Below are 19,319 nucleotides of genomic sequence, written 5' to 3'. Positions count from 1 at the left end.
AGGGGACAGACCACGTTTATTGGTCTAGGGTTATGGAATTCCATGGAAGGAGGTCTGTATGCCACGTCGAGCACGCATATCACTGCCAGGCGTTTCAGTTCATTTGATTCAGAGAGGGAACAATCGCTCAGCCTGTTTTTACGCTGACGAGGACTATCTTTTTTATCTGGATGTATTGATGGAGCAAGCAAAGGAACAATAGGGGGCAGACCACGATTAATTTCTTCGTAAATCGTGGTCTGTCCCCTATTGTTTCTCCCTATTGTTTCTTTAATAAAATCAATTCCATCTCTAAAGTTAATAATCCAACTTTGTACGAGGCAGGATTGATTCGCGGTGCTGAACTGTTGAAGAAAGTCGGGTATGAGGGTTTTTAGATGGCGAAGAAAGTGAAGCTGGGAGATGTTTTGCAAATTTTGACGTCGCATGGAGTTGCGTATGCGCAAGTTACGCATAGGCATCCTGAGTTTGGCTATTTGATACGGGTGTTTTCTGGTTTTTACGAGAGGATACCATCAGATTTCTCTACTGTTGTTAAGAGTGAGGTTCAGTTTTCCGCTTTCTTTGTTGTTCAGAGTGCCGTTAATCAAGGACTGCTTTCCGTAGTTGCCAATGTGCCAGTTGCTGATAACTTGCAAGCATTCCCCACGTTCCGTTCCAGGAACGGAGGCTCAGGCGGCTCTATCTGGTTGTGGAGTGGTGGCGATGCTATACGGCTGGAGCGTGATCTGAGTTTGGAGGAGCAGAAGCACTCCACTAGAGGAATTATCAGTGCGCCCTTATTGGTTGAAAGAATTGAAAATGGCTACAGGGCAGAGGCGCATGAGGTATGGTAGAGGCGAAGAAGGGAACAATAGGGGTAGGACCTAAAGGAACAATAGGGGACAAACAATAGGGGACAGACCACGTTTATTGGTCTAGGGTTATGGAATTCCATGGAAGGAGGTCTGTATGCCACGTCGAGCACGCATATCACTGCCAGGCGTTTCAGTTCATTTGATTCAGAGAGGGAACAATCGCTCAGCTTGTTTTTACGCTGACGAGGACTATCTTTTTTATCTGGATGTATTGATGGAACAAGCAAAGAAGCATGGATGTGCGATCCATGCCTGGTGTCTGATGACCAACCATGTTCATTTGTTGGCCACGCCCGAAAGCCCTGATAGTGCAGGGCTCATGATGAAGGGGCTAGGGCAGCGTTACGTACAGTATGTTAATCGCACATACCGCCGTAGCGGGACGCTGTGGGAAGGTCGTTTCCGCTCTTGCCTCATGCAGGAGGAGGCTTATGTGTTGGCTTGTTACCGTTACATTGAGATGAATCCTATCCGCGCAGGCATGGTTGAGCACCCGGCTGAATATCGCTGGTCGAGCTACCGGGCCAACGCGCAAGGTGAGCCCTCAGTGCTGCGCTGTCCACACCCTCTCTATCAGACCCTGGGTCGAGATGAGATGCTCAGGACTGAGGCTTATAGAGAATTGTTCCGCTATCAGCTAGATCCAGGGCTTGTTGATCAGATACGTGCCGCGACAAATGGAAACTACGCACTGGGAAGTCCGAAGTTTTCTGCCGAAGTTGAGGCAGCGTTGGGGCGAAGAGTCACAAGAGGCAAGCCAGGGCGTCCCAAGAGTGCGCCAAATATTTAGTAAAACGTGGTCTGTCCCCTATTATTTTTGTCCCCTATTATTTTTCCTATTATTTGATCAAGCCAACACTGATTGATAGTCAGGGTGACTTTAGGAGGCTTGAATGAGTAAATACTTCCTAACTTTTGGATTTCTGCTTATGTTACTAAGCGGTTGCAGAAGTTATCAAATGGAATATGGGGTGGTGGAGAATGGAGTGGCTTTTTATCCCCTGTGCGAAAGAGCAAAGCGGCGCATCACCGATATGCAGCGTATCAGTTTTGAATTACCGTTATTGTTTAGGCAGGCCTCCTGTCGTAATTGGCCTGACTATAGCTATGACTCTCGAATCGACAGTCTATCTGTAGAGGTTCCCGGTGTTATTGCCAACGAATCCCAGATGACTGTTGGCGGTGTCTACTCTATGCTCTTTCGCGCGGGGCACGCGCGCGCAGAATACTATTTGCCGCCTGACGAATTTTTTGAGGATTACAAAGAATACCTAAGTGAGCACAGTTCTATTTCCCGTTTGGTTACTGCAGGTTGGGTGGACTGGCAAGGTGGGCGCTGTGCGCGTTTTTACTCGGATAACGATACCGGTCTTTTCGTGCGCCGAGTGCTCGACTATTTCTGCTGGGAGTCTGTTAGCGGTTCGAGTTTCCCAATACATATTGGTGCCAGCGAAAAATTACCACCAGGTCATGTAGCAGCCAACCTGGATAAGGAGTTAATCGAGCCAGTATTGGCGAGCTTACAGATCAACCCTGTTCCAGAGCAGCGTTTAGCTCTGTGGGACAGTTATCGTGCTGACTTTTGCAAGGGGCTGAAGGAGAGCTACGATAACAAGACAGCTATGCGCAGATTTCGCGACAACCTCAACCGCCAGCGCGCTATTCTTTTCTTACGCGAGTGCGGTTATCAAGTGCCAGACCCGGTTGGGCCAAGAAGCTGGGCAGAGCTCTTAAGGCCCAATGGGCAGTTGATTGGCAGGCCCGATGGAGAGCGAACATTGCGTAAAATAACTCATGCGCAGTTTGCAGAGCTAGAAGCCAAATTAATGTCCTTGCAACTCAAACCTGGTAAGCGCCCCGAAATCCGATCTTCTCGACTGTCAAGAGATGGTAATGTTCTGGTTGAAAACTATAGGGCTACTGGTTCCTACGCTGGTGAGTGGTTCCTGGTTCCACCTTCTTACAGTGAGCAGAACGGAGTCGGTATTCGTAATGATCCGGTATTGGGTCGAGTGATAGATTTACACCTAATGGACTTCCCAATAGGACTAAGAATTGTAGGTGAGTAAAAACGACGGCTGCAGAGGTTGGCGATAGAGTAAAGAGGGGCGCCCATTAGCCGGCCAGGAACAATAGGGGGCAGACCACGATTAGTTTCTCCGTAAACGTGATCTGTCCCCTATTGTTTATGAAGGTGGTCACTTGATCGCCAGTATATTTAATGGTCCTGGCGAACGTCTAAACTTGCTGCCTATGAATGGGAATCTCAATAAGGGCGCTTGGAAGACGATGGAGAATCAATGGGCTTCTGCGCTTAAAGAAGGAAAGTCGGTGGGTGTAAAAATTGAACCGGTGTACACGGGCGGGTCTGTAAGGCCTGAGAAATTTACTGTGACATATCAGATAGGTTCGGAACGCCCAATAAGAGAAACTTTTGTCAATTCTCCGGGTGGGATATGAGTGTGGATGATGAGATTTATCAAGGCATTGGTGAGGTTTTGGTTGCGATCTCTCCTGCTGATGCCGAAGTGGTACTGGTAGAGGCCGAACTTTCTCCGGAGGGGGGCCACTGTAAGTTGTTATTTGATTATGTTGGCCCCTCTGGAACCAAACAGTGGTTTTTGCCAAGTAGCGCGAAGGTGGATAGTGATTTGCTGGATCTTTTTGTTCGGCTTAGAAGCTTCTTCGAGTCAGATGGGCTTTATGCGGAAGGTAAGCCATGGAAAGGCTGTATTGTCGAGCTATGCCTGCGCAGCATGAAGATAAAAATCGACTTTAAGTATGAATAACTAACCTGGATTTCTGTTCCGCTTGAATAAAAATAGCCCCGGCACTGCTGGAGCTATTTGTTTCACTCGGCCGTAATCACCAAACAGCCCTGCATCACCCGAATCCTTATCCGCTCGTTGACCTCGAACCCGGCCTGTTGGGGAAAAAGGGGACACCCATTAGCCGGCCAGGCGTCAAGACTCAAAGCAACCCGCTCTGCTTTTTAACGGCAGAGTTTCTCCAGTGCCTAACTTGATGGGCTATCCCGGTCGAGTCCGTTTCCTCGTTATTGGCTGCGACCGAGTCGCGCCAGTTATTCATAGGGATCAAACGGCGGTTGAAACCCCGCGCGGCGTTGGCAAAAGGCCGCCCCGAGGGCGGCCCTGTTTACGTCATTGCGAATAGCTTCGGTGCGCGCGGCGCCCCTAGCGGATTTCTACCACTACCTTGCCCACCGCCTTGCGCTGGCCGAGCGCATTGATCGCTTCGCCGCCGCGCGCCAATGGGAAGGTCTGCGAGACCAGTGGCTTGAGCTTGCCTTCGGCGTGCCAGGCGAACAGTTGCTGGAAGTTCGCTGCGTTGTCTTGCGGTTGGCGCTGGGCGAACGAGCCCCAGAACACGCCGACCAGAGCGGCGCCCTTGAGCAGCGGCAGGTTGGCCGGCAGGGCAGGGATGCCGCCACCTGCGGCAAAGCCCACCACCAGGAAGCGGCCGTTCCAGGCGATGCTGCGGAAGGCTTCCTCGAACAGTGTGCCGCCCACCGGATCGTAGATCACGTCCACGCCCTGGCCGCCGGTGAGTTTCTTCACCTCGTCCTTCAGGCTCTGCTCGCTGTAGTTGATCAGCTCGTCGGCGCCGGCGTTACGCGCCACTTCCAGCTTCTCGGCGCTGCTCGCGGCGGCGATCACTTTTGCGCCCATGGCCTTGCCGATTTCCACCGCGGCCAGGCCGACGCCGCCCGAGGCGCCGAGCACCAGCAGGGTTTCGCCGGGTTGCAGGTTGGCGCGCTGCTTGAGGGCGTGCATCGAGGTGCCGTAGGTCATGCCGAAGGCCGCAGCCGTGGTCAGGTCCATGCTCTTGGGCACCGGCAGCACGTTGTAGGCTGGCACGGCGACTTCTTCGGCGAAGCCGCCCCAGCCGGTCAGCGCCATGACCCGATCGCCAGCGCGCAGGTGGCTGACTTTCTCGCCCACGGCCTTGATCACCCCGGCCACCTCGCCGCCCGGGGCGAAGGGGAAGGGCGGCTTGAACTGGTACTTGCCTTCGATGATCAGCGTGTCGGGGAAGTTGACCCCGGCAGCCTGCACCTCGATCAGCACCTCGTTCTTTTTCGGCTCGGGACTCGGCAGGTCTTCCAATACCAGGGTGTCGGCAGGGCCGAAGGCTTTGCACAGCAGGGCTTTCATGAAGGTCATTCCTCTTGCAGGGTGCCTTGCAGTGTAGAAAGCGCCCGCCGAGGGTCAACGAGCATGCCGTAGCCTGATAGGTCGGCATAAGCGCCGGGCTTGGGTGCTGGCCTGTGGATGGCTATGCTAGGCACATCCCAGATGGAGTGCCGAACGTGAAACTGTTGACCGCCCTGCTGCTGAGCCTGTCGATCTGCCTGCCTGCCCTGGCGTCTTCGGAGAAAAAGGAAGAAGTGCCGACGACGCTCTACTACAACCTGACGCCCGCGCTGATCGGCAACCTGGCCGACTCCGGTAACCGCCTCAAGTTCTTCAAGGCCGATGTGTCGCTGCGAGTCACCGGCACCGAGGCCGAGGAGAAGATCAAGCTGCATGAGCCGCTGATCCGCCATCAGATGGTGATGCTGTTCTCCGCCCAGACCAGCGAGACCATCAATGCTCCCGATGGTCGCGAGAACCTGCGCCTGGAGGCGCTGAAGAAGGTGCAGGACGCGATCAATGGTGAAGAGGGCAAGCCCATCGTCGAAGACCTGTTGTTCAACAACCTGATCATTCAGTAACCGTTAGCCCTGCAGGCTCCACGAAGGCCGCATGCAGTGGCCTTCGCGGCTGAAGCGGAGTGCCGCCCAGCCGCTCCTACAGGTGCCTCAGGCCATCTGCGCCAGGGTCTTGCGAAAGCGTGTCAGCGCCGCGACGAAGAACAGCGCACCGATGCCGGCGATGGCCAGCATGTAGGGCCAGACGATGGTCAGCCCCGCACCGCGATAGAGAATGGCCTGGGCCAGGGCGACGAAGTGAGTGGTCGGCGCCGCCAACATGATCTGTTGCACCAGTTCCGGCATGCTTTCACGCGGTGTGGTGCCGCCGGAGAGAATCTGCAGCGGCAGCAGCACCAGGATGATCAACAGCCCCAGTTGCGGCATCGAGCGCGCCACGGTGCCGAAGAAGATGCCCATCGAGGTGGTGGCGAACAGGTGCAGCGCCGCACCAGCCAGGAACAGTGCGATGGAGCCCTCGATGGGTACCTGCAGCCAGCCCTGTACCACCAGCAGCAAGGACAGCGCCGCTGCCGTCAGCACTACCAGCCCCATCGACCAGACCTTGGCCAGCATGATTTCCAGTGGCGTTACCGGCATCACCAGCAGGTGTTCGACGGTGCCGTGCTCGCGCTCGCGGATCAGGGCGGCGCCGGTGAGGATGATCGACAGCATGGTGATCTGGTTGATCACCTCCATCACCGAGCCGAACCAGGCGCGCGTCAGGTTGGGATTGAACTGCACGCGCAGCGCCAGTTCGGCCGGTTGCTGCAGCTCGCCCCGGTAGCGGCGGACGAACTCGGCCACCTCGCTGGCACCGATGTTCTGGATGTAGCCGGCGCCGGTGAAGGCCATGCTGACCTGGGTGGCATCGACGTTGAGCTGGATCGCCGGGCTGCGGCCGGCGAGCACGTCGCGCTGGAAGTTCGGCGGAATATTCAGGGTGAAGGTGTAGCGCCCGGAGTCCATGCCGCGGTCCATCTGGCTCAGATCGATGCGCTCCGGCGTGCGGAAGTAGGGCGCCTGGAAGGCCTGGATCAGCCGCTCGGAGAGTTGCGACTGGTCTTCGTCGACCACCGCGATGGCGGCGTTGTGCAGGCTTTCCGGCAGGCTGGTGGCCGCCGAGTAGATGCCCATGCTGAAGGCCCAGAGGATCAGCAGCACCAGGGCCAGGTCGTGCTGCAGGCTGCGCAGTTCCTTGATGCCTAGGTGCAGGATGTTGGCCAGGCGTTCCATCACACCTCCTGTTTGCGCAGCAGGCTGGCGCTGAGCAGCGTCAGCAGCGGGATGGTCAGGGCCAGGGCGACGAAGTAGCCGGCCAGGTCCTGCAGTTCCAGTGCCTTGGAGAACAGGCCACGGCTGATCACCAGAAACTGCGAGGTCGGGTAGAGCTGCCCAATCACGGCGCCTGCGCCCTCCAGCGAGGCCACCGGGTAGATCAGCCCGGAGAACTGGATGGCTGGCAACAGGGTGACGATGGCGGTGCCGAACACCGCGGCAATCTGGCTCTTGGTGAAGGTCGACATGAGCAGGCCAAGGCCGGTGGCGCAGGCCAGGTAGAGCAGGGCACCGGCCAGCAGGGTCAGCGGGTTGCCCTTGAGCGGCACGTCGAACACGGTGACCGCCAGCAGCACCAGCAGGATGAAGTTGAACAGGCCCAGGGCGATGTAGGGCAGTTGCTTGCCGAGCAGGAACTCCAGCCGGGTGACCGGGGTGACGTAGAGGTTGATGATCGAGCCCAGCTCCTTCTCGCGCACCACGCCGAGCGCCGTGAGCATCGCCGGAATCAGCATCAGCAGCAGCGGAATCACCGCCGGCACCATGGCCTTGAGGCTTTCCACGTCCGGGTTGTAGCGATAGCGCACTTCCAGCTCGGCAGCGTTGGCCGCCTGGGGCTGCGGCGAACGCCGCGCCAGCTCGCTCAGGTAGTGCTGATGCAGGCCGGTGACGTAGCCCTTGATGGTTTCGGCGCGGGTCGGCATGGCGCCGTCGATCCACATGCCGATCTGCGGGCTGGCGCCGCGCTTGAGGTCGCGGCCGAAGTGCGGCGGAATCTCCACCGCCAGGCTGATATCACCATTGCGCAGGCGTTGCTCCAGCTCGTCGTAGTCGGAGAGCGGCGCCTTCTCCAGGAAGTAGCGTGAGCCGGACAGGTTCAGGTGGTACTCCTGACTGGTGGTGGTCTGGTCGCGATCCAGCACTGCGAAGGTCAGGTCTTCCACGTCGAGGCTGATGCCGTAGCCGATGATGAACAGCAGCAGCACCGTACCGAGCAGGGCCATGCCGCCGCGAATCGGGTCGCGGCGCAGTTCCAGCGCTTCGCGCCGGGCATAGCTGAGCAGGCGGCGCAGGCTGAACAGTTGGCGCTGCGGCGCAGGGGCCTGTTCCAGCGGCGGCGCCTCGCTTGCTGGCTGCTCGCCGACTGCCTCCTGCAGGTAGGCGATGAAGGTGGCCTCCAGGCTGTCCAGCCCGCGCTTGTCCATCAGGCCTTGCGGTGTGTCGCTGTCGAGCACCTTGCCGGCGTGCATCAGCGAGATGCGGTCGCAGCGCTGCGCCTCGTTCATGAAATGGGTGGAGATGAAGATGGTCACGCCGTCGTTGCGTGACAGGTCGAGCATCAGTTGCCAGAAGCCGTCACGGGCGACCGGGTCGACCCCGGAGGTCGGTTCGTCGAGGATCAGGATCTCCGGTTTGTGGATCACCGCGACAGCCAGCGACAGACGCTGGCGAATGCCCAGCGGCAAACGCTCGGGCAACAGGTCCATGACCTCGCCGAGGTCGAAGCGCGCGGCCATCTGCGTCACGCGCGGCCCGATCTCATCGACCGGTACATGGAACAGCTGGGCATGCAGCACCAGGTTCTGCCGCACCGTCAGCTCGCCATACAGGGAAAAAGCCTGGGACATGTAGCCGACCCGCTTGCGCGTGGCCATGTCGCGCGGGTCGACCGCCTGACCGAACAGCAGCGCCTCGCCCTCGCTGGCTGGCAGCAGGCCGGTGAGCATCTTCATGGTGGTGCTCTTGCCGCAGCCATTGGAGCCGAGGAAGCCGAAGATCTCGCCACGGCGGATGCGAAACGACACCGAGTCGACGGCAACGAAGTCGCCGAAGCGCATGGTCAGGCCCTTGGCCTCGATGGCGATCTCGTTGCTGCCTTGCAGGGGCGCCATCACCACCTGCTGGTGGCCGTGGCGGCGTTCCTCGGGCAGCAGGGCGATAAAGGCCTGTTCCAGGCTGGTGGTTTCGGTGCGCGCGCGCAGTTCGGCCGGGCTGCCTTCGGCCAGCACGCGGCCCGCGTCCATCGCCACCAGATGGTCGAAGCGCTCGGCCTCCTCCATGTAGGCGGTGGCCACCAGCACGCTCATCTGCGGGCGCTGCGTGCGGATGCGCTCGATCAGCTCCCAGAACTGGTTGCGTGACAACGGATCGACGCCGGTGGTCGGCTCGTCGAGGATCAGCAGATCCGGATCATGGATCAGCGCGCAGCACAGTCCGAGCTTCTGCTTCATGCCGCCGGACAACTTGCCGGCCGGGCGTTCGCGGAACGCGGCCATGCCGGTGCTGCGCAGCAGGTCATCGATGCGCCGCTCGCGCTCGGCGGCGTCCTGGCCGAACAGGCGGCCGAAGAAATCCAGGTTCTCGAACACCGACAGCGTCGGATAGAGGTTCTTGCCCAGGCCCTGCGGCATATAGGCGATGTGCGGGCAGACGTTGCGCCGGTGGCGTGCATCGGCCATGTCGCCGCCGAGCACTTCGACCTGGCCGTCTTGCAGCTTGCGCGCACCGGCGATCAGCGCCAGCAGGCTGGACTTGCCGACGCCGTCGGGGCCGATCAGGCCAACCATGCAGCGAGCTGGCAGCGTCAGGTCGACCCGCTGCAGGGCGTGGGTCTGGCCGTAGCGCAGGCCGACGCCGGCCAGGCGTGCGACCACCGCGTTCATTGCGGAACCTTGATCGCCAGGTGTTCGGGCCAGTCGACCTCGGGGTCGAGGCGCAGGTAGGCCATGCCGGGCACGCCGGTCTTCACCTGCTGCAGGTGTTTGCTCAGCAGCTCGGGGTCGATGCGTGCCTTGACCCGGAACATCAGCTTCTCGCGTTCGCTGGCGGTTTCCACGGTCTTGGGCGTGAACTGGGCGACGCTGGCGACATAGCTGACCTTGGCCGGGATCACGTACTGCGGCGCGGCATCGATCACCAGGCGCACCTCGCTGCCCAGGGCGACGCGGCCGGCCTGGCGCTCGGGCAGGAAGAAGGTCATGTAGACATCGGTAAGGTCCACCAGGTTGAGCAGCTTGCCACCGGCTGGCAGCACTTCGCCGGGCTGGGTCACCCGGTACTGCACACGGCCGGCGCGAGGCGCGCGTAGCAGGCTGTCGTCGATGTCCGCCTGCAGGCGCTCGACGCCCGCCTGGGCAGCTTCCACTGCCGAGCGGGCTTCCTCGACCTGAGCCTGGGCCGCGCTGATACCGGCGTCAGCGGAGATGACCCGGGCATTGGCCGCTGCCAGCGCCGCCTGAGTGCTCTGCAGGCGGGCCAGGTCATCGTCCAGGGTCTGCTGTGGCAGCGCGTTGCGCTTGACCAGGGTGGCACTGCGCGCGTGGCGTTTCTGCGCGGCATTCAGCTCGGCCTGGCGCTGGCGCACCACGGCGGCGGCGCTGACTTTCTCGCTTTCGCGCAGGGCGACCTGAGCGAGCGCGGTGCGCGCGGCGTTCTGCGCCTGGCGCACCTGAGCCCGAGCCTGTTGCAGCTGCGCTTCAAGCACCTGGGTGTCCATGCGCGCGAGAATCTGGCCGGGTTCGACGAAGTCGCCCTCATCGACTTCGATGCGGGTGATGCGCCCGGCCAGCTTGGTCGCCACATCCACCTCGGTGGCTTCGATGCGTCCGTTACCGCTGGCGAATCCCTCGGGCAGGCCATTCGGGCGCAACTGCCACCAGGCCGCAAGCGCCAGCAGGGCGGCGCCGGCAGCGAGCAGGTAGGGCAGGCGACGCTTTGCGTTGATCATCTCGGTTTCCCTGTAGAGCCCCGAAATCAGGGGCCTTCACGACATGTCCATTGTCCGCCGGATGCACCTCAGTGGGCTTGATTCAGGTCAAGCTCAGGCGGCTGCCACAGGCAGGTGCGATTGCGCCCCTCATGTTTGGCGCGGTACAGCGCCTGATCGCTCTGGGCGAGCAGTGCGCCTGGCTGTTCGTCGCTGACCGGGTCGACCACGATCAGGCCGATGCTCAGGGTCAGGTGACCGAGCGGGCTTGCCGGGTGGGCGATATCCAGGTTGGCGATGGCTGCGTGGATGCGCGCGGCAACCTGTTCGGCGCCGTCCTGGCTGGTATTGGCCAGGATGATGGCGAATTCCTCGCCGCCGTAGCGGCAGGCCACGTCGCCTTCACGTTGCAGGCTCTCGCGCAGGGCGGCACTGACCCGGCGCAGCGCGTCGTCGCCGGCCAGGTGGCCGAGGGTATCGTTGTAGGCCTTGAAGTGGTCGATATCCAGCATCAGCAGGGCCAAAGGCGCGCGCAGGCGGCGCAGGCGCCGCCATTCGGAGAGCAGCTGCTGATCGAAATAACGCCGGTTGTACAGCCCGGTCAGGCCGTCGAGTTGCGACAGGCGCTGCAGTTGCGCCTCCAGCTGCAGGCGCTCGCTATTGTCGCGGGAAACGGCGATCAGGTACTCGTGATCGTGCAGCTGCACCAGTTGCGTGTTGATCTCTGCCGGTTGGCGGCTGCCGTCGCGGCGAATCAGCTCGCACTGAAATATCCGCGAAAGGTTGTCACTTTGCGCCTGGCGCGCTTGCTCGAGCCAGCGATGGAAGCCCGGCATGAGTTTCTCCGGGGCATCGCGCAACAGCTCGGCGAACTGTTCGGGACGATAGCCGAGTGTGGCGTAGGTGGCCTGGTTCATGTGCAGCAGCTCGCGGCTGTCACTGTCGAAGATGAACAGGCCGTCATGGCTGGAGTCGGTCAGATCGAGCACCAGTTGCAGGCGCTCGCGATTCTCACGCAGGCGCTGCTCGGTTTCCTCGCGGCGCTCGGCCTCCTGCTTGAAGCGACGGTTGGCCAGTTGCAGGGCATGAGCGCGGCGACTGTTCTCCAGTGCCAGCGCCAGGGCGGCAACCAGCAGCAGGCTGATCGCCAGGCTGGCACCGAGTACCACGCCGGGAAGGGGCGACTCCAGTTGGTCGAGCAGCTGCGCGGTGGGGCTCAGGCGCAGGCTGAAGTCCTGGTTGTTGAGCAGGCGCAGGCCCAGTTGCAGGCTGTGCTTGGCCTCAGCGTCGGCGGCGCCATGACGAAACAGGCTATTACCGTTCTCCAGTAGCTCGAGGTTGAAGGCGTTCTGGTCGATCTGGTTGAGCAACTGCAGCATCAGCGGCTCGACGCGAAACACCCCCTGCAAGAAGCCGTCGAAAACCTTGCTGCCATTCTCTTCGCGGTAAAGCGGTGTATAGAGAACGAAGCCGCGGCCTCCCTGCACCAGGTCGAAACTGTTGGAAAAACGCTGCTCGCCGCTCTCGCGGGCCTCCATTGCCAGCGGGTAGTTGGGATGCTCGGGATACAGGCGAAAATTCAGCGCCGCTTCGTTGCCGGCTATCGGCAGCAGCCAGCGCATGTGCAGGTCGGGGCCGACCCATTGGATCGACTGGTAGGCGGGAAAGCCTTGCAGTGCGAGCTCCACTTCTTCGTCCCAACTGGCGCGCGGCAGACGCCCCAGGCTGTTCCACAAACGGGCGATGCGTTCGAGGCTGGCCACCTCCAGGTGCAGCGTACTTTCCAGCTGACGTGCCAGGCTGCGCGCCTGATAGCTGACCCGCTCGTCGACGCGCTGTTGCTGCACCGCCTCTATCTGGCGCCAGAGCAGCACGCTAGCGCCGCTCAGCACCAATAACAGTAACGCCAGCGCAAGGCGCGCTGGCCAGGCGGAGGATGCTGGCATGGATAACTCCCTAGGCTTGCTGTGGTGATAGCACAGCGCCGTGAGTGGCTCAACGCATGGCGAGAATCGCCGTCCACTCGGGCTCGCTCACCGGCATCACCGACAGGCGGCTACCGCGTTGTACCAGTGCCAGGTCGGCCAGCAGCGGATTGTTCTTCAGGTGCTGCAGCGCCACGACCTCGTCGAAGGCTTCGACGAACTCGACGTCCAGGGCGCTCCAGGGGTTCTTCTCGGCGCTGGCCTTGGGGTCATGATAGTGGCTCTGCGGGTCCAGCGCGGTTGGATCCGGGTAGACCTCGCCGGCAATCCGTGCGATGCCGGCAATGCCCGGTTGCGGGCAGCTGGAGTGATAGAAGAAGAACAGGTCGCCCGCTTGCATCGCCCGCATGAAGTTGCGCGCCTGGTAATTGCGCACGCCATCCCAGCGGGTTTTGCCCAGGCGCTGCAGATCGTGGATGGATAGTTCGTCGGGTTCGGACTTCATCAGCCAATAAGGCATGAACTTTGCTCCAGCAGTTCTGTCCGTAAGCGGACGCTTGTTTGAGTGAAACTCTCCGACGGTCGGTTGGCGCCGGAAATTGCGCAGTGCCTGGCAGTGGCGGAAAATACCCGGCTAAACGCTTGGCGCTGTCTTGTTGTACACAACAATAACGCGCGACCAACGCGCGCATTGCCTTGAAGGGGGAGGCAATAAATGAAACGCAAGCCAGATCTTTTGTGGGTTCTCGTCGTACTGTTCAGCCTGGGCGTGGTTACCACGGGTTACACCCAGAGCCTCTGGGAGCGTCAAAACGACGCTTCGGTCAATGTAACGCAGCAGCCCTGATTCGCGGGTTGTACGCGTAAGCGCCGCAGGGAACGCGGTGCCGCTTCCTTCGCTTCAATACCAGGCTCTGTCCGTCACCGTGGCCTGCATAGGCACGTCCCAACTGGCCATTGCCAGTTCATCCACTCGCTGGCACTCGTGCGCCAGGCCCAGCAGCGTCGGCATGTGCCAATTTTTGCGCCTGTGCAGATAGGCCAGGCTGCGGTCGTAGAAACCACCGCCCATGCCGAGGCGCCCACCGCGATCATCGAAGCCCACCAGCGGCAGCAGCACCAGATCCAGTGCCCAGATCTTGCGCTGACGTTTGCTCTGCGGGCGCGGTTCGAGGATGCGGAAGCGATTGCCCGCTAGTTTCTCGTGCTGGGTGACGCGCTGGAACACCATCTTGGTGCGCGGCCAGGCACTGAGCACCGGCAGATAGGTGCGCTTGCCGCGCTTCTGCGCAGCGGCCAGCAGCGGCCGGGGGTCGATTTCACCGTCGTTGGGCAGGTACAGGGCGATGTGCCGAGCGCGACGAAACTGCGGGCTCTGCGCCAGTTGGCGATACAGGTCGCGCGCGGCGGCACGTTGCTGGCTGCGGCTGAGCGCACGACGACGCTGACGCAGCACGCGGCGCAGTTGCGGGCGACTGGGGGAAGTAGAAGTGGTCATGTCAGGAGGGTAGAGCAAGTAAGGTAGCGGCGGCTACCAGAGGGGAGGGTGACTTCCCAGCGTGCCGCTGTCGGTTTAGCCCTTGAACCCGAAAGTTCAAGGTGGAGGTTGCAGGAGGCGTTAAGGCTTTCCGTCAGGCGGACATGCACACCGGCCCCAACGTGCAACCCCCGTGGTTGTGCGTATCGGCTCAGGGACATCACCGACTGGCGCACACCCCAGGAAGTTGTGCCCAGTATACCCGAATGGAGCGTCTGCGGGGCGGCCTGCGACGAACAGGCTGGCATGTCGGCTCAGGGGGCCGTGTCGTCGGTCAGGGCCTGATCGACGCGATCGAGCAGGTCACGAACCTGCTGGCGGGTGGAGTTGGCGTCCTGATCCAGGCGTTGCTGCTTGTGCAGCAGGTCGTGGGTGATGTTCAGCGCGGCCATCACGGCAACGCGGTCGGCACCGATCACTTTGCCGCTGGTGCGAATCTCACGCATCTTGCCGTCCAGGTAGCGGGCAGCGCTTTCCAGATTGGCGCGTTCATCCTGCGGGCAGGCGATGCAATATTCTTTGTCCAAAATATGGACGGTCACGGTGTTCGACTGGGTCATGAGTCCTGCTCCAGGGCTTTAAGGCGCGAAATCATCGATTCGACCTTGTGCCGGGCCATTTCGTTCTTTTCGATCAGATGGGCGCGTTCCTCACGCCAGGCCTGTTCATTCGCCAGCAGGAGTCGGTTGTGAGCCTTTAGCTGCTCGACACGCTGGATCAGGAGCTCCAGCTTGGCGGTCAAGGCGTGCAGATCGGCGTCTTCCATGGGCTCTCGCTACGGGATGGCTGGCTGGACTATATAGGCCTGTCCCGGTTAGGGGTCAAACCCAGATGGCAATGGTGTGATGCAGATGATGTCATCACCGCGGCGGCCTCGGATGGTCTTGCCGCGTCTGCCGGTGCTAGGATACGAGGCCTCCATTCTAGAGATTGCGCCGCCTGGCGCCTAGCTATCTATGTCGATTCCAAGCTCTCCCTACGCCGCCTTCGCCGCTCTGTTGACCAGCGCCGGGCATCCCGTTTCCCCAGCTGAACTGCATGGCCTGCTGCTCGGTCGCAGCTGCGCGGGTGCCGGCTTCGACGCCGATGCCTGGCTGCTCGACGCTACCGACCTGCTCGGTGGCGAGCCGCAGGACAGCGTGCGCCAGGCGTTGATCGGCTTGCAGGAGATGGTCAAGGGCGAGCTGTGCAGTGAAGACATCACCGTGGTGCTGTTGCTGCCGGATGACGAAGCGCCGCTGGCACAGCGAGCTGTCGCGCTCGGGCAGTGGTGCCAGGGCTTTCTCGGTGGCTTCGGCCTGACCGCCCGCGACGGCGCGCTGAGTGCCGAGGCCATGGAGGTGCTGCAGGATCTCTCCGCTATCGCCCAGGTGCAGAGTGCCCTGGAAGAGTCGGAAGATGGCGAGAGCGATTACATGGAGGTGATGGAGTATCTGCGGGTCGCCCCGTTGCTGCTGTTCACCGAGTGCGCCAAACCTGCTGCGCCTGCCGCCAAACCGTCCCTGCACTGAATTTCGCCGGAGCCTGCCGTGATCAGCATCCCCAAGTCCGAATATGCCCGTCGGCGCAAGGCGCTGATGGCGCAGATGGAACCCAACAGCATTGCCATCCTGTCGGCGGCGCCGGTGTACATCCGCAACCGCGACGTCGAGCATGTCTACCGTCAGGACAGCGACTTCCAGTACCTCACCGGCTTCCCCGAGCCCGAGGCCGTGATGGTGCTGATCCCGGGGCGCGAGCATGGCGAGTACGTGTTGTTCTGCCGTGAACGTGACCCGGAGCGTGAGCTGTGGGACGGCCTGCGTGCCGGTCAGGACGGTGCGATCAGCAAGTTTGGCGCCGACGATGCTTTTCCCATTGGCGATATCGACGACATCCTTCCGGGGCTGATCGAAGGACGCGAGCGCGTCTACTACGCCATTGGTTGCAACCAGGAGTTCGATCATCGGCTCATGGAGTGGGTCAATCACATCCGCGCCAAGGCCCGTCAGGGCGCGACGCCGCCGAATGAATTCGTCGCCCTCGACCACCTGCTGCACGACATGCGCCTGTACAAGTCGGCGGCCGAGGTGAAGGTGATGAAGGAAGCCGCCGAGATCAGTGCGCGAGCTCACATTCGCGCGATGCAGGCCAGCCGTGCTGGCCTCTATGAATACCACCTCGAAGCGGAGCTGGATTACGAGTTCCGCAAGGGTGGGGCGAAGATGCCGGCCTATGGCAGCATCGTCGCGGCAGGCAAGAATGCCTGCATCCTGCACTACCGCGAGAACGACGCGCCGCTCAAGGATGGTGACCTGGTGCTGATCGACGCCGGTTGCGAGATCGACTGCTACGCCAGCGACATCACCCGCACCTTCCCGGTCAGCGGCACCTTCTCGCCCGAGCAGAAGGCCATCTACGAGCTGGTGCTGGCGGCCAACGAGGAAGCCTTCAAGCACATCGCCCCGGGCAAGCACTGGAACGAAGCCCATGAGGCCACCGTGCGGGTGATCACCGCTGGGCTGGTGGAGCTGGGGTTGCTCAGCGGCGATGTCGACGAGCTGATCGCCGGCGAGGCCTACAAACCCTTCTATATGCATCGCGCCGGCCATTGGCTGGGCATGGACGTGCATGACGTCGGCGACTACAAGGTCGGCGGCGAGTGGCGCGTGCTCGAACCGGGCATGGCGATGACGGTCGAGCCCGGCATCTATATCGCGGCGGACGACGACAGGGTCGCCAAGAAGTGGCGCGGCATTGGTGTGCGCATCGAAGACGACGTGGTGGTGACCCGCAAGGGGTGCGAGGTGCTCACCGGTGGTGTGCCCAAGACCGTCGCCGAGATCGAGGCGCTGATGGCTGCTGCTCGAAGCGAGGCGGCCTGAGCCCATGTCCCGTGTGAACCTGGCGATCATTGGTGGTGGCTTGGTGGGAGCCAGCCTGGCGCTGGCCCTGCAGGACACCGCGCGTCAGCGTGGTTGGCGCATTGCCCTGATCGAGCCCTTCGCTCCGGGCAGCGAATATCAGCCCAGCTACGACGCGCGCTCCACCGCGCTGTCTTACGGCAGCCGGCTGATCTACGAGCGCCTTGGTCTGTGGCAGTGCATCGCCCAGCGCGCCGAGCCGATTCAGCAGATTCATGTTTCCGACCGTGGCCGCTTTGGCGCCGCGCGCCTGCAGGCCATCGAAGAAGGTGTGCCGGCGCTTGGCTACGTGGTGGAGAACGCCTGGATCGGCCATTGCCTGTGGCAGGCGCTGGATGCGGAGGTGATCGAATGGCGCTGCCCGGCTGAAGTGGTCGGCATGCAGCGTGTCGACGATGGCTATCGCCTGACCCTCAACGATGAGACCTGCCTCGATTGCGACCTGGCGATTCTCGCTGACGGTGGGCGTTCCGCTCTGCGCGAGCAGCTCGGTATCGTCGTCAGTAGCAAACCCTATGGTCAAAGCGCATTGATCGCCAACGTCAGTCCGCTGGAAGCGCATCGCGGCCAGGCCTTCGAGCGCTTCACCGATGACGGCCCCATGGCCATGTTGCCCCTGAGCGACAACCGCTGTGCGCTGGTCTGGACGCGCGCCAGCGCCGACGCCGAGCGCTTGTTGCGCGTCAGCGAGGCAAACTTTCTCGCGGAGTTGCAGCAGGCCTTCGGCTACCGCCTGGGCGCCTTGCGGCAGGTCGGTGCGCGACATCTCTATCCGCTGAGCCTGGTCGAAGCGCAGGAACAGGTGCGCGCGCATCTGGTGGTGCTCGGCAATGCGGCGCACAGCCTGCACCCGATTGCCGGCCAGGGCTACAACCTGTCGTTGCGCGATACGCTGGCATTGGCCGAGGTGCTGATCGGTAGCGACGCCCCCTTGGGTGACTTCACCACCCTGCAGCGTTATCAGCAGCGTCAGCAGCGCGACCAGAATATGACAGTCGGTTTCTCCGATCAGGTGACACGTCTGTTCAGCAACGCCCAGCCGCTGCTGGCCACCGGGCGCAACCTCGGCCTGCTCGGCCTCGATCTGTTGCCGCCGGCCAAGCGTTGGTTCGCCCGCCAGGCGATGGGCATGGGCACGCGAAGTCTCTGACAGCCAAGGAATGAATATGCGAGCGGATCTGATCATCGTCGGCGCCGGAATGGTCGGCAGTACCCTGGCTCTGGCGCTGGAGCACAGTGGCCTGGACATCCTGATCGTCGATGGCAGCCCGCTCAGCGTGTCACCGTTCGCTGCGCAGGCGCCGTTCGAGCCGCGCGTCAGCGCGCTGTCGATGGCCAGCCAGCGCATCCTCGAACGCCTGGGCGCCTGGCAAGGTATCGCCGCGCGGCGCGCCTGCCCTTATGGCGAAATGCACGTGTGGGACGGCTCCGGCACCGGCAGCATTCATTTCGCCGCCGCCAGCGTGCATGCCGATACGCTGGGCCATATCGTCGAGAATCGTGTGGTGCAGGACGCCCTGCTCGAACGCCTGCATGACAGCCAGATCGGCCTGCTGCCCGGGGCACGCCTTGAGCAGCTGCGCCGCAGCGGTGACGACTGGCTGCTGACCCTTACCGATGGTCGCCAGTTGCGTGCACCGCTGCTGGTGGCTGCCGATGGCGCCAACTCCGCGGTAAGACGCCTGGCCGGTTGCGCCACCCGTGAGTGGGACTATCTGCATCACGCCATCGTGACCAGCGTGCGTTGCGAGCGCCCGCATCAGGCCACGGCCTGGCAGCGCTTCACCGACGATGGCCCCCTGGCGTTCCTGCCACTGGCCGGGCCGGCGGACGAGCACTGGTGCTCGATCGTCTGGTCGACCGTGCCGGCGGAGGCCGAGCGCCTGATGGCGCTGGATGACGAGGCGTTCTGCGTGGAGCTGGGCAAGGCCTTCGAGTCGCGCCTGGGTAAGGTGCTGCATGCCGATCGTCGTCTGTGCATCCCGCTGCGCCAACGCCACGCCAAGCGCTATGTGGAGCCGGGGCTGGCGCTGATCGGCGATGCCGCGCACACCATCCACCCGCTGGCGGGGCAGGGCGTCAACCTGGGCTTTCTCGATGCGGCCGTGCTCGCCGAGGTGCTGCTGCATGCCGCTGCGCGAGGCGAGAACCTTGCTGAGGAGCGGGTGCTGAGCCGTTTCGAGCGTCGGCGCATGCCGCATAATCTGGCGATGATGGCCGCGATGGAAGGGTTCCAGCGCCTGTTCCAGGCCGACCCGCTGCCGCTGCGCCTGCTGCGCAACGTCGGCCTCGACCTGGTGGATAGCCAGGCAGAAGCCAAGGCGCTGTTCGTGCGCCAGGCCCTTGGGCTGTCGGGTGATCTGCCGGAGCTGGCCAGGGCCTGAGCTGACGCAACTTGTAAT

The 19,319-nt window shown here is 61.9% G+C and carries 21 protein-coding genes and 1 other RNA gene; 11 read left to right on the top strand and 11 right to left on the bottom strand.

Annotated elements, in window-relative coordinates; all coding sequences use genetic code 11:
• The first annotated feature begins 377 nt into the window (after window positions 1-377).
• The 5 genes from PCLY_RS24420 (at window position 378) to PCLY_RS07325 (ending at window position 3,646) form a co-directional block, all read left to right on the top strand.
• Window positions 378-836, top strand: coding sequence for a hypothetical protein (locus PCLY_RS24420; protein ID WP_082768034.1), 459 nt, complete (start codon window positions 378-380; stop codon window positions 834-836).
• A gap of 115 nt (window positions 837-951) precedes the next feature.
• A complete protein-coding gene (locus PCLY_RS24415) occupies window positions 952-1,647 on the top strand; it encodes a transposase (protein WP_082768033.1) in 696 nt (231 codons plus the stop codon).
• A gap of 103 nt (window positions 1,648-1,750) precedes the next feature.
• Entirely contained in the window at window positions 1,751-2,926 is a 1,176-nt protein-coding gene (locus PCLY_RS24810) for a hypothetical protein (protein ID WP_156458569.1), read from the top strand.
• Between the two features lie 103 nt (window positions 2,927-3,029).
• Window positions 3,030-3,317, top strand: coding sequence for a DNA/RNA non-specific endonuclease (locus PCLY_RS25390; protein ID WP_082768032.1), 288 nt, complete (start codon window positions 3,030-3,032; stop codon window positions 3,315-3,317).
• Window positions 3,318-3,319: 2 nt separating this feature from the next.
• Window positions 3,320-3,646 carry a hypothetical protein gene (locus PCLY_RS07325; RefSeq protein ID WP_156458568.1) on the top strand — a complete coding sequence of 109 codons (327 nt, stop codon included), beginning with the start codon at window positions 3,320-3,322 and terminating at the stop codon, window positions 3,644-3,646.
• A gap of 62 nt (window positions 3,647-3,708) precedes the next feature.
• Here PCLY_RS07325 and PCLY_RS25385 read toward each other — a convergent pair whose 3' ends face one another.
• Both PCLY_RS25385 and PCLY_RS07320 read right to left on the bottom strand, forming a co-directional pair.
• On the bottom strand, window positions 3,709-3,831 hold the full coding sequence (locus PCLY_RS25385; protein WP_082768031.1) for a SymE family type I addiction module toxin: 123 nt from the start codon (window positions 3,829-3,831) through the stop codon (window positions 3,709-3,711).
• A gap of 220 nt (window positions 3,832-4,051) precedes the next feature.
• Window positions 4,052-5,032, bottom strand: coding sequence for an NADPH:quinone oxidoreductase family protein (locus PCLY_RS07320; RefSeq protein WP_061238639.1), 981 nt, complete (start codon window positions 5,030-5,032; stop codon window positions 4,052-4,054).
• A gap of 155 nt (window positions 5,033-5,187) precedes the next feature.
• Between PCLY_RS07320 and PCLY_RS07315 the strand changes: the two genes are divergently transcribed.
• A complete protein-coding gene (locus PCLY_RS07315) occupies window positions 5,188-5,592 on the top strand; it encodes a flagellar basal body-associated FliL family protein (protein WP_061238633.1) in 405 nt (134 codons plus the stop codon).
• A gap of 87 nt (window positions 5,593-5,679) precedes the next feature.
• On the opposite strand, the gene PCLY_RS07310 is transcribed toward PCLY_RS07315, so the two are convergent.
• From PCLY_RS07310 to PCLY_RS07290, 5 genes are all read right to left on the bottom strand, one after another.
• The gene (locus PCLY_RS07310; protein WP_061238632.1) at window positions 5,680-6,804 is read right to left on the bottom strand and encodes an ABC transporter permease; all 1,125 of its coding nucleotides are present in this window, start codon (window positions 6,802-6,804) and stop codon (window positions 5,680-5,682) included.
• Window positions 6,804-9,509 carry a ribosome-associated ATPase/putative transporter RbbA gene (gene rbbA, locus PCLY_RS07305; RefSeq protein ID WP_061238631.1) on the bottom strand — a complete coding sequence of 902 codons (2,706 nt, stop codon included), beginning with the start codon at window positions 9,507-9,509 and terminating at the stop codon, window positions 6,804-6,806. The genes PCLY_RS07310 and rbbA overlap by 1 nt, the downstream gene beginning before the upstream one ends.
• Window positions 9,506-10,573: an HlyD family secretion protein gene (locus PCLY_RS07300; protein ID WP_061238630.1), complete on the bottom strand. Its 1,068-nt coding sequence runs from the start codon at window positions 10,571-10,573 to the stop codon at window positions 9,506-9,508. Before PCLY_RS07300 ends, rbbA begins: the two co-directional genes overlap by 4 nt.
• A 68-nt stretch (window positions 10,574-10,641) precedes the next feature.
• Window positions 10,642-12,498 (bottom strand): sensor domain-containing diguanylate cyclase, encoded by a 1,857-nt coding sequence (locus PCLY_RS07295; RefSeq protein WP_061238629.1) that lies wholly within the window; start codon window positions 12,496-12,498, stop codon window positions 10,642-10,644.
• Between the two features lie 49 nt (window positions 12,499-12,547).
• The gene (locus PCLY_RS07290; protein WP_061238628.1) at window positions 12,548-12,997 is read right to left on the bottom strand and encodes an EVE domain-containing protein; all 450 of its coding nucleotides are present in this window, start codon (window positions 12,995-12,997) and stop codon (window positions 12,548-12,550) included.
• A 195-nt stretch (window positions 12,998-13,192) separates the two neighbouring features.
• Between PCLY_RS07290 and PCLY_RS25290 the strand changes: the two genes are divergently transcribed.
• Window positions 13,193-13,324, top strand: coding sequence for a hypothetical protein (locus PCLY_RS25290; protein WP_256579501.1), 132 nt, complete (start codon window positions 13,193-13,195; stop codon window positions 13,322-13,324).
• A gap of 54 nt (window positions 13,325-13,378) precedes the next feature.
• On the opposite strand, the gene PCLY_RS07285 is transcribed toward PCLY_RS25290, so the two are convergent.
• The 4 genes from PCLY_RS07285 to PCLY_RS07270 form a co-directional block, all read right to left on the bottom strand.
• Window positions 13,379-13,975, bottom strand: a complete 597-nt coding sequence (locus tag PCLY_RS07285) for a 5-formyltetrahydrofolate cyclo-ligase (protein WP_061238627.1) — start codon at window positions 13,973-13,975, stop codon at window positions 13,379-13,381.
• A gap of 49 nt (window positions 13,976-14,024) precedes the next feature.
• Window positions 14,025-14,203, bottom strand: a non-coding RNA gene (gene ssrS, locus PCLY_RS07280) — 6S RNA.
• A 65-nt stretch (window positions 14,204-14,268) separates the two neighbouring features.
• Complete coding sequence (locus PCLY_RS07275) at window positions 14,269-14,574, bottom strand: cell division protein ZapA (RefSeq protein WP_061238626.1); 306 nt, start codon at window positions 14,572-14,574, stop codon at window positions 14,269-14,271.
• Window positions 14,571-14,780: a TIGR02449 family protein gene (locus tag PCLY_RS07270; RefSeq protein ID WP_003458652.1), complete on the bottom strand. Its 210-nt coding sequence runs from the start codon at window positions 14,778-14,780 to the stop codon at window positions 14,571-14,573. The genes PCLY_RS07275 and PCLY_RS07270 overlap by 4 nt, the downstream gene beginning before the upstream one ends.
• Before the next feature lie 190 nt (window positions 14,781-14,970).
• Between PCLY_RS07270 and PCLY_RS07265 the strand changes: the two genes are divergently transcribed.
• The 4 genes from PCLY_RS07265 to PCLY_RS07250 are packed head-to-tail and all read left to right on the top strand — an operon-like array spanning window position 14,971 to window position 19,301.
• Window positions 14,971-15,525 carry a YecA/YgfB family protein gene (locus tag PCLY_RS07265; RefSeq protein ID WP_061238625.1) on the top strand — a complete coding sequence of 185 codons (555 nt, stop codon included), beginning with the start codon at window positions 14,971-14,973 and terminating at the stop codon, window positions 15,523-15,525.
• A gap of 18 nt (window positions 15,526-15,543) precedes the next feature.
• Window positions 15,544-16,878 carry a Xaa-Pro aminopeptidase gene (gene pepP / locus PCLY_RS07260; protein WP_082768030.1) on the top strand — a complete coding sequence of 445 codons (1,335 nt, stop codon included), beginning with the start codon at window positions 15,544-15,546 and terminating at the stop codon, window positions 16,876-16,878.
• A gap of 4 nt (window positions 16,879-16,882) precedes the next feature.
• Window positions 16,883-18,067 (top strand): 2-octaprenyl-6-methoxyphenyl hydroxylase, encoded by a 1,185-nt coding sequence (ubiH, locus tag PCLY_RS07255; RefSeq protein WP_061238624.1) that lies wholly within the window; start codon window positions 16,883-16,885, stop codon window positions 18,065-18,067.
• A 10-nt stretch (window positions 18,068-18,077) separates the two neighbouring features.
• Window positions 18,078-19,301: a 2-octaprenyl-3-methyl-6-methoxy-1,4-benzoquinol hydroxylase gene (locus PCLY_RS07250; RefSeq protein ID WP_061238623.1), complete on the top strand. Its 1,224-nt coding sequence runs from the start codon at window positions 18,078-18,080 to the stop codon at window positions 19,299-19,301.
• Window positions 19,302-19,319: the final 18 nt, after the last annotated feature.

It is taken from the genome of Ectopseudomonas composti, from assembly GCF_001567565.1.
Classification (GTDB): domain Bacteria; phylum Pseudomonadota; class Gammaproteobacteria; order Pseudomonadales; family Pseudomonadaceae; genus Aquipseudomonas; species Aquipseudomonas composti_A.
Note: the sequence above shows the minus strand (reverse complement) of the source record. Positions and strands in the feature narration are given on the sequence as shown.

Bases quoted from the DNA above. Each gene is read 5' to 3' on its own strand.
- PCLY_RS24420 (WP_082768034.1), top strand. From the start codon at position 378: ATGGCGAAGAAAGTGAAGCTGGGAGATGTTTTGCAAATTTTGACGTCG.
- PCLY_RS24415 (WP_082768033.1), top strand. From the start codon at position 952: ATGCCACGTCGAGCACGCATATCACTGCCAGGCGTTTCAGTTCATTTG.
- PCLY_RS24810 (WP_156458569.1), top strand. From the start codon at position 1,751: ATGAGTAAATACTTCCTAACTTTTGGATTTCTGCTTATGTTACTAAGC.
- PCLY_RS07320 (WP_061238639.1), bottom strand. From the start codon at position 5,032: ATGAAAGCCCTGCTGTGCAAAGCCTTCGGCCCTGCCGACACCCTGGTA.
- PCLY_RS07310 (WP_061238632.1), bottom strand. From the start codon at position 6,804: ATGGAACGCCTGGCCAACATCCTGCACCTAGGCATCAAGGAACTGCGC.
- rbbA (WP_061238631.1), bottom strand. From the start codon at position 9,509: ATGAACGCGGTGGTCGCACGCCTGGCCGGCGTCGGCCTGCGCTACGGC.
- PCLY_RS07300 (WP_061238630.1), bottom strand. From the start codon at position 10,573: ATGATCAACGCAAAGCGTCGCCTGCCCTACCTGCTCGCTGCCGGCGCC.
- PCLY_RS07295 (WP_061238629.1), bottom strand. From the start codon at position 12,498: ATGCCAGCATCCTCCGCCTGGCCAGCGCGCCTTGCGCTGGCGTTACTG.
- PCLY_RS07290 (WP_061238628.1), bottom strand. From the start codon at position 12,997: ATGCCTTATTGGCTGATGAAGTCCGAACCCGACGAACTATCCATCCAC.
- PCLY_RS25290 (WP_256579501.1), top strand. From the start codon at position 13,193: ATGAAACGCAAGCCAGATCTTTTGTGGGTTCTCGTCGTACTGTTCAGC.
- PCLY_RS07285 (WP_061238627.1), bottom strand. From the start codon at position 13,975: ATGACCACTTCTACTTCCCCCAGTCGCCCGCAACTGCGCCGCGTGCTG.
- PCLY_RS07275 (WP_061238626.1), bottom strand. From the start codon at position 14,574: ATGACCCAGTCGAACACCGTGACCGTCCATATTTTGGACAAAGAATAT.
- PCLY_RS07270 (WP_003458652.1), bottom strand. From the start codon at position 14,780: ATGGAAGACGCCGATCTGCACGCCTTGACCGCCAAGCTGGAGCTCCTG.
- PCLY_RS07265 (WP_061238625.1), top strand. From the start codon at position 14,971: ATGTCGATTCCAAGCTCTCCCTACGCCGCCTTCGCCGCTCTGTTGACC.
- ubiH (WP_061238624.1), top strand. From the start codon at position 16,883: ATGTCCCGTGTGAACCTGGCGATCATTGGTGGTGGCTTGGTGGGAGCC.
- PCLY_RS07250 (WP_061238623.1), top strand. From the start codon at position 18,078: ATGAATATGCGAGCGGATCTGATCATCGTCGGCGCCGGAATGGTCGGC.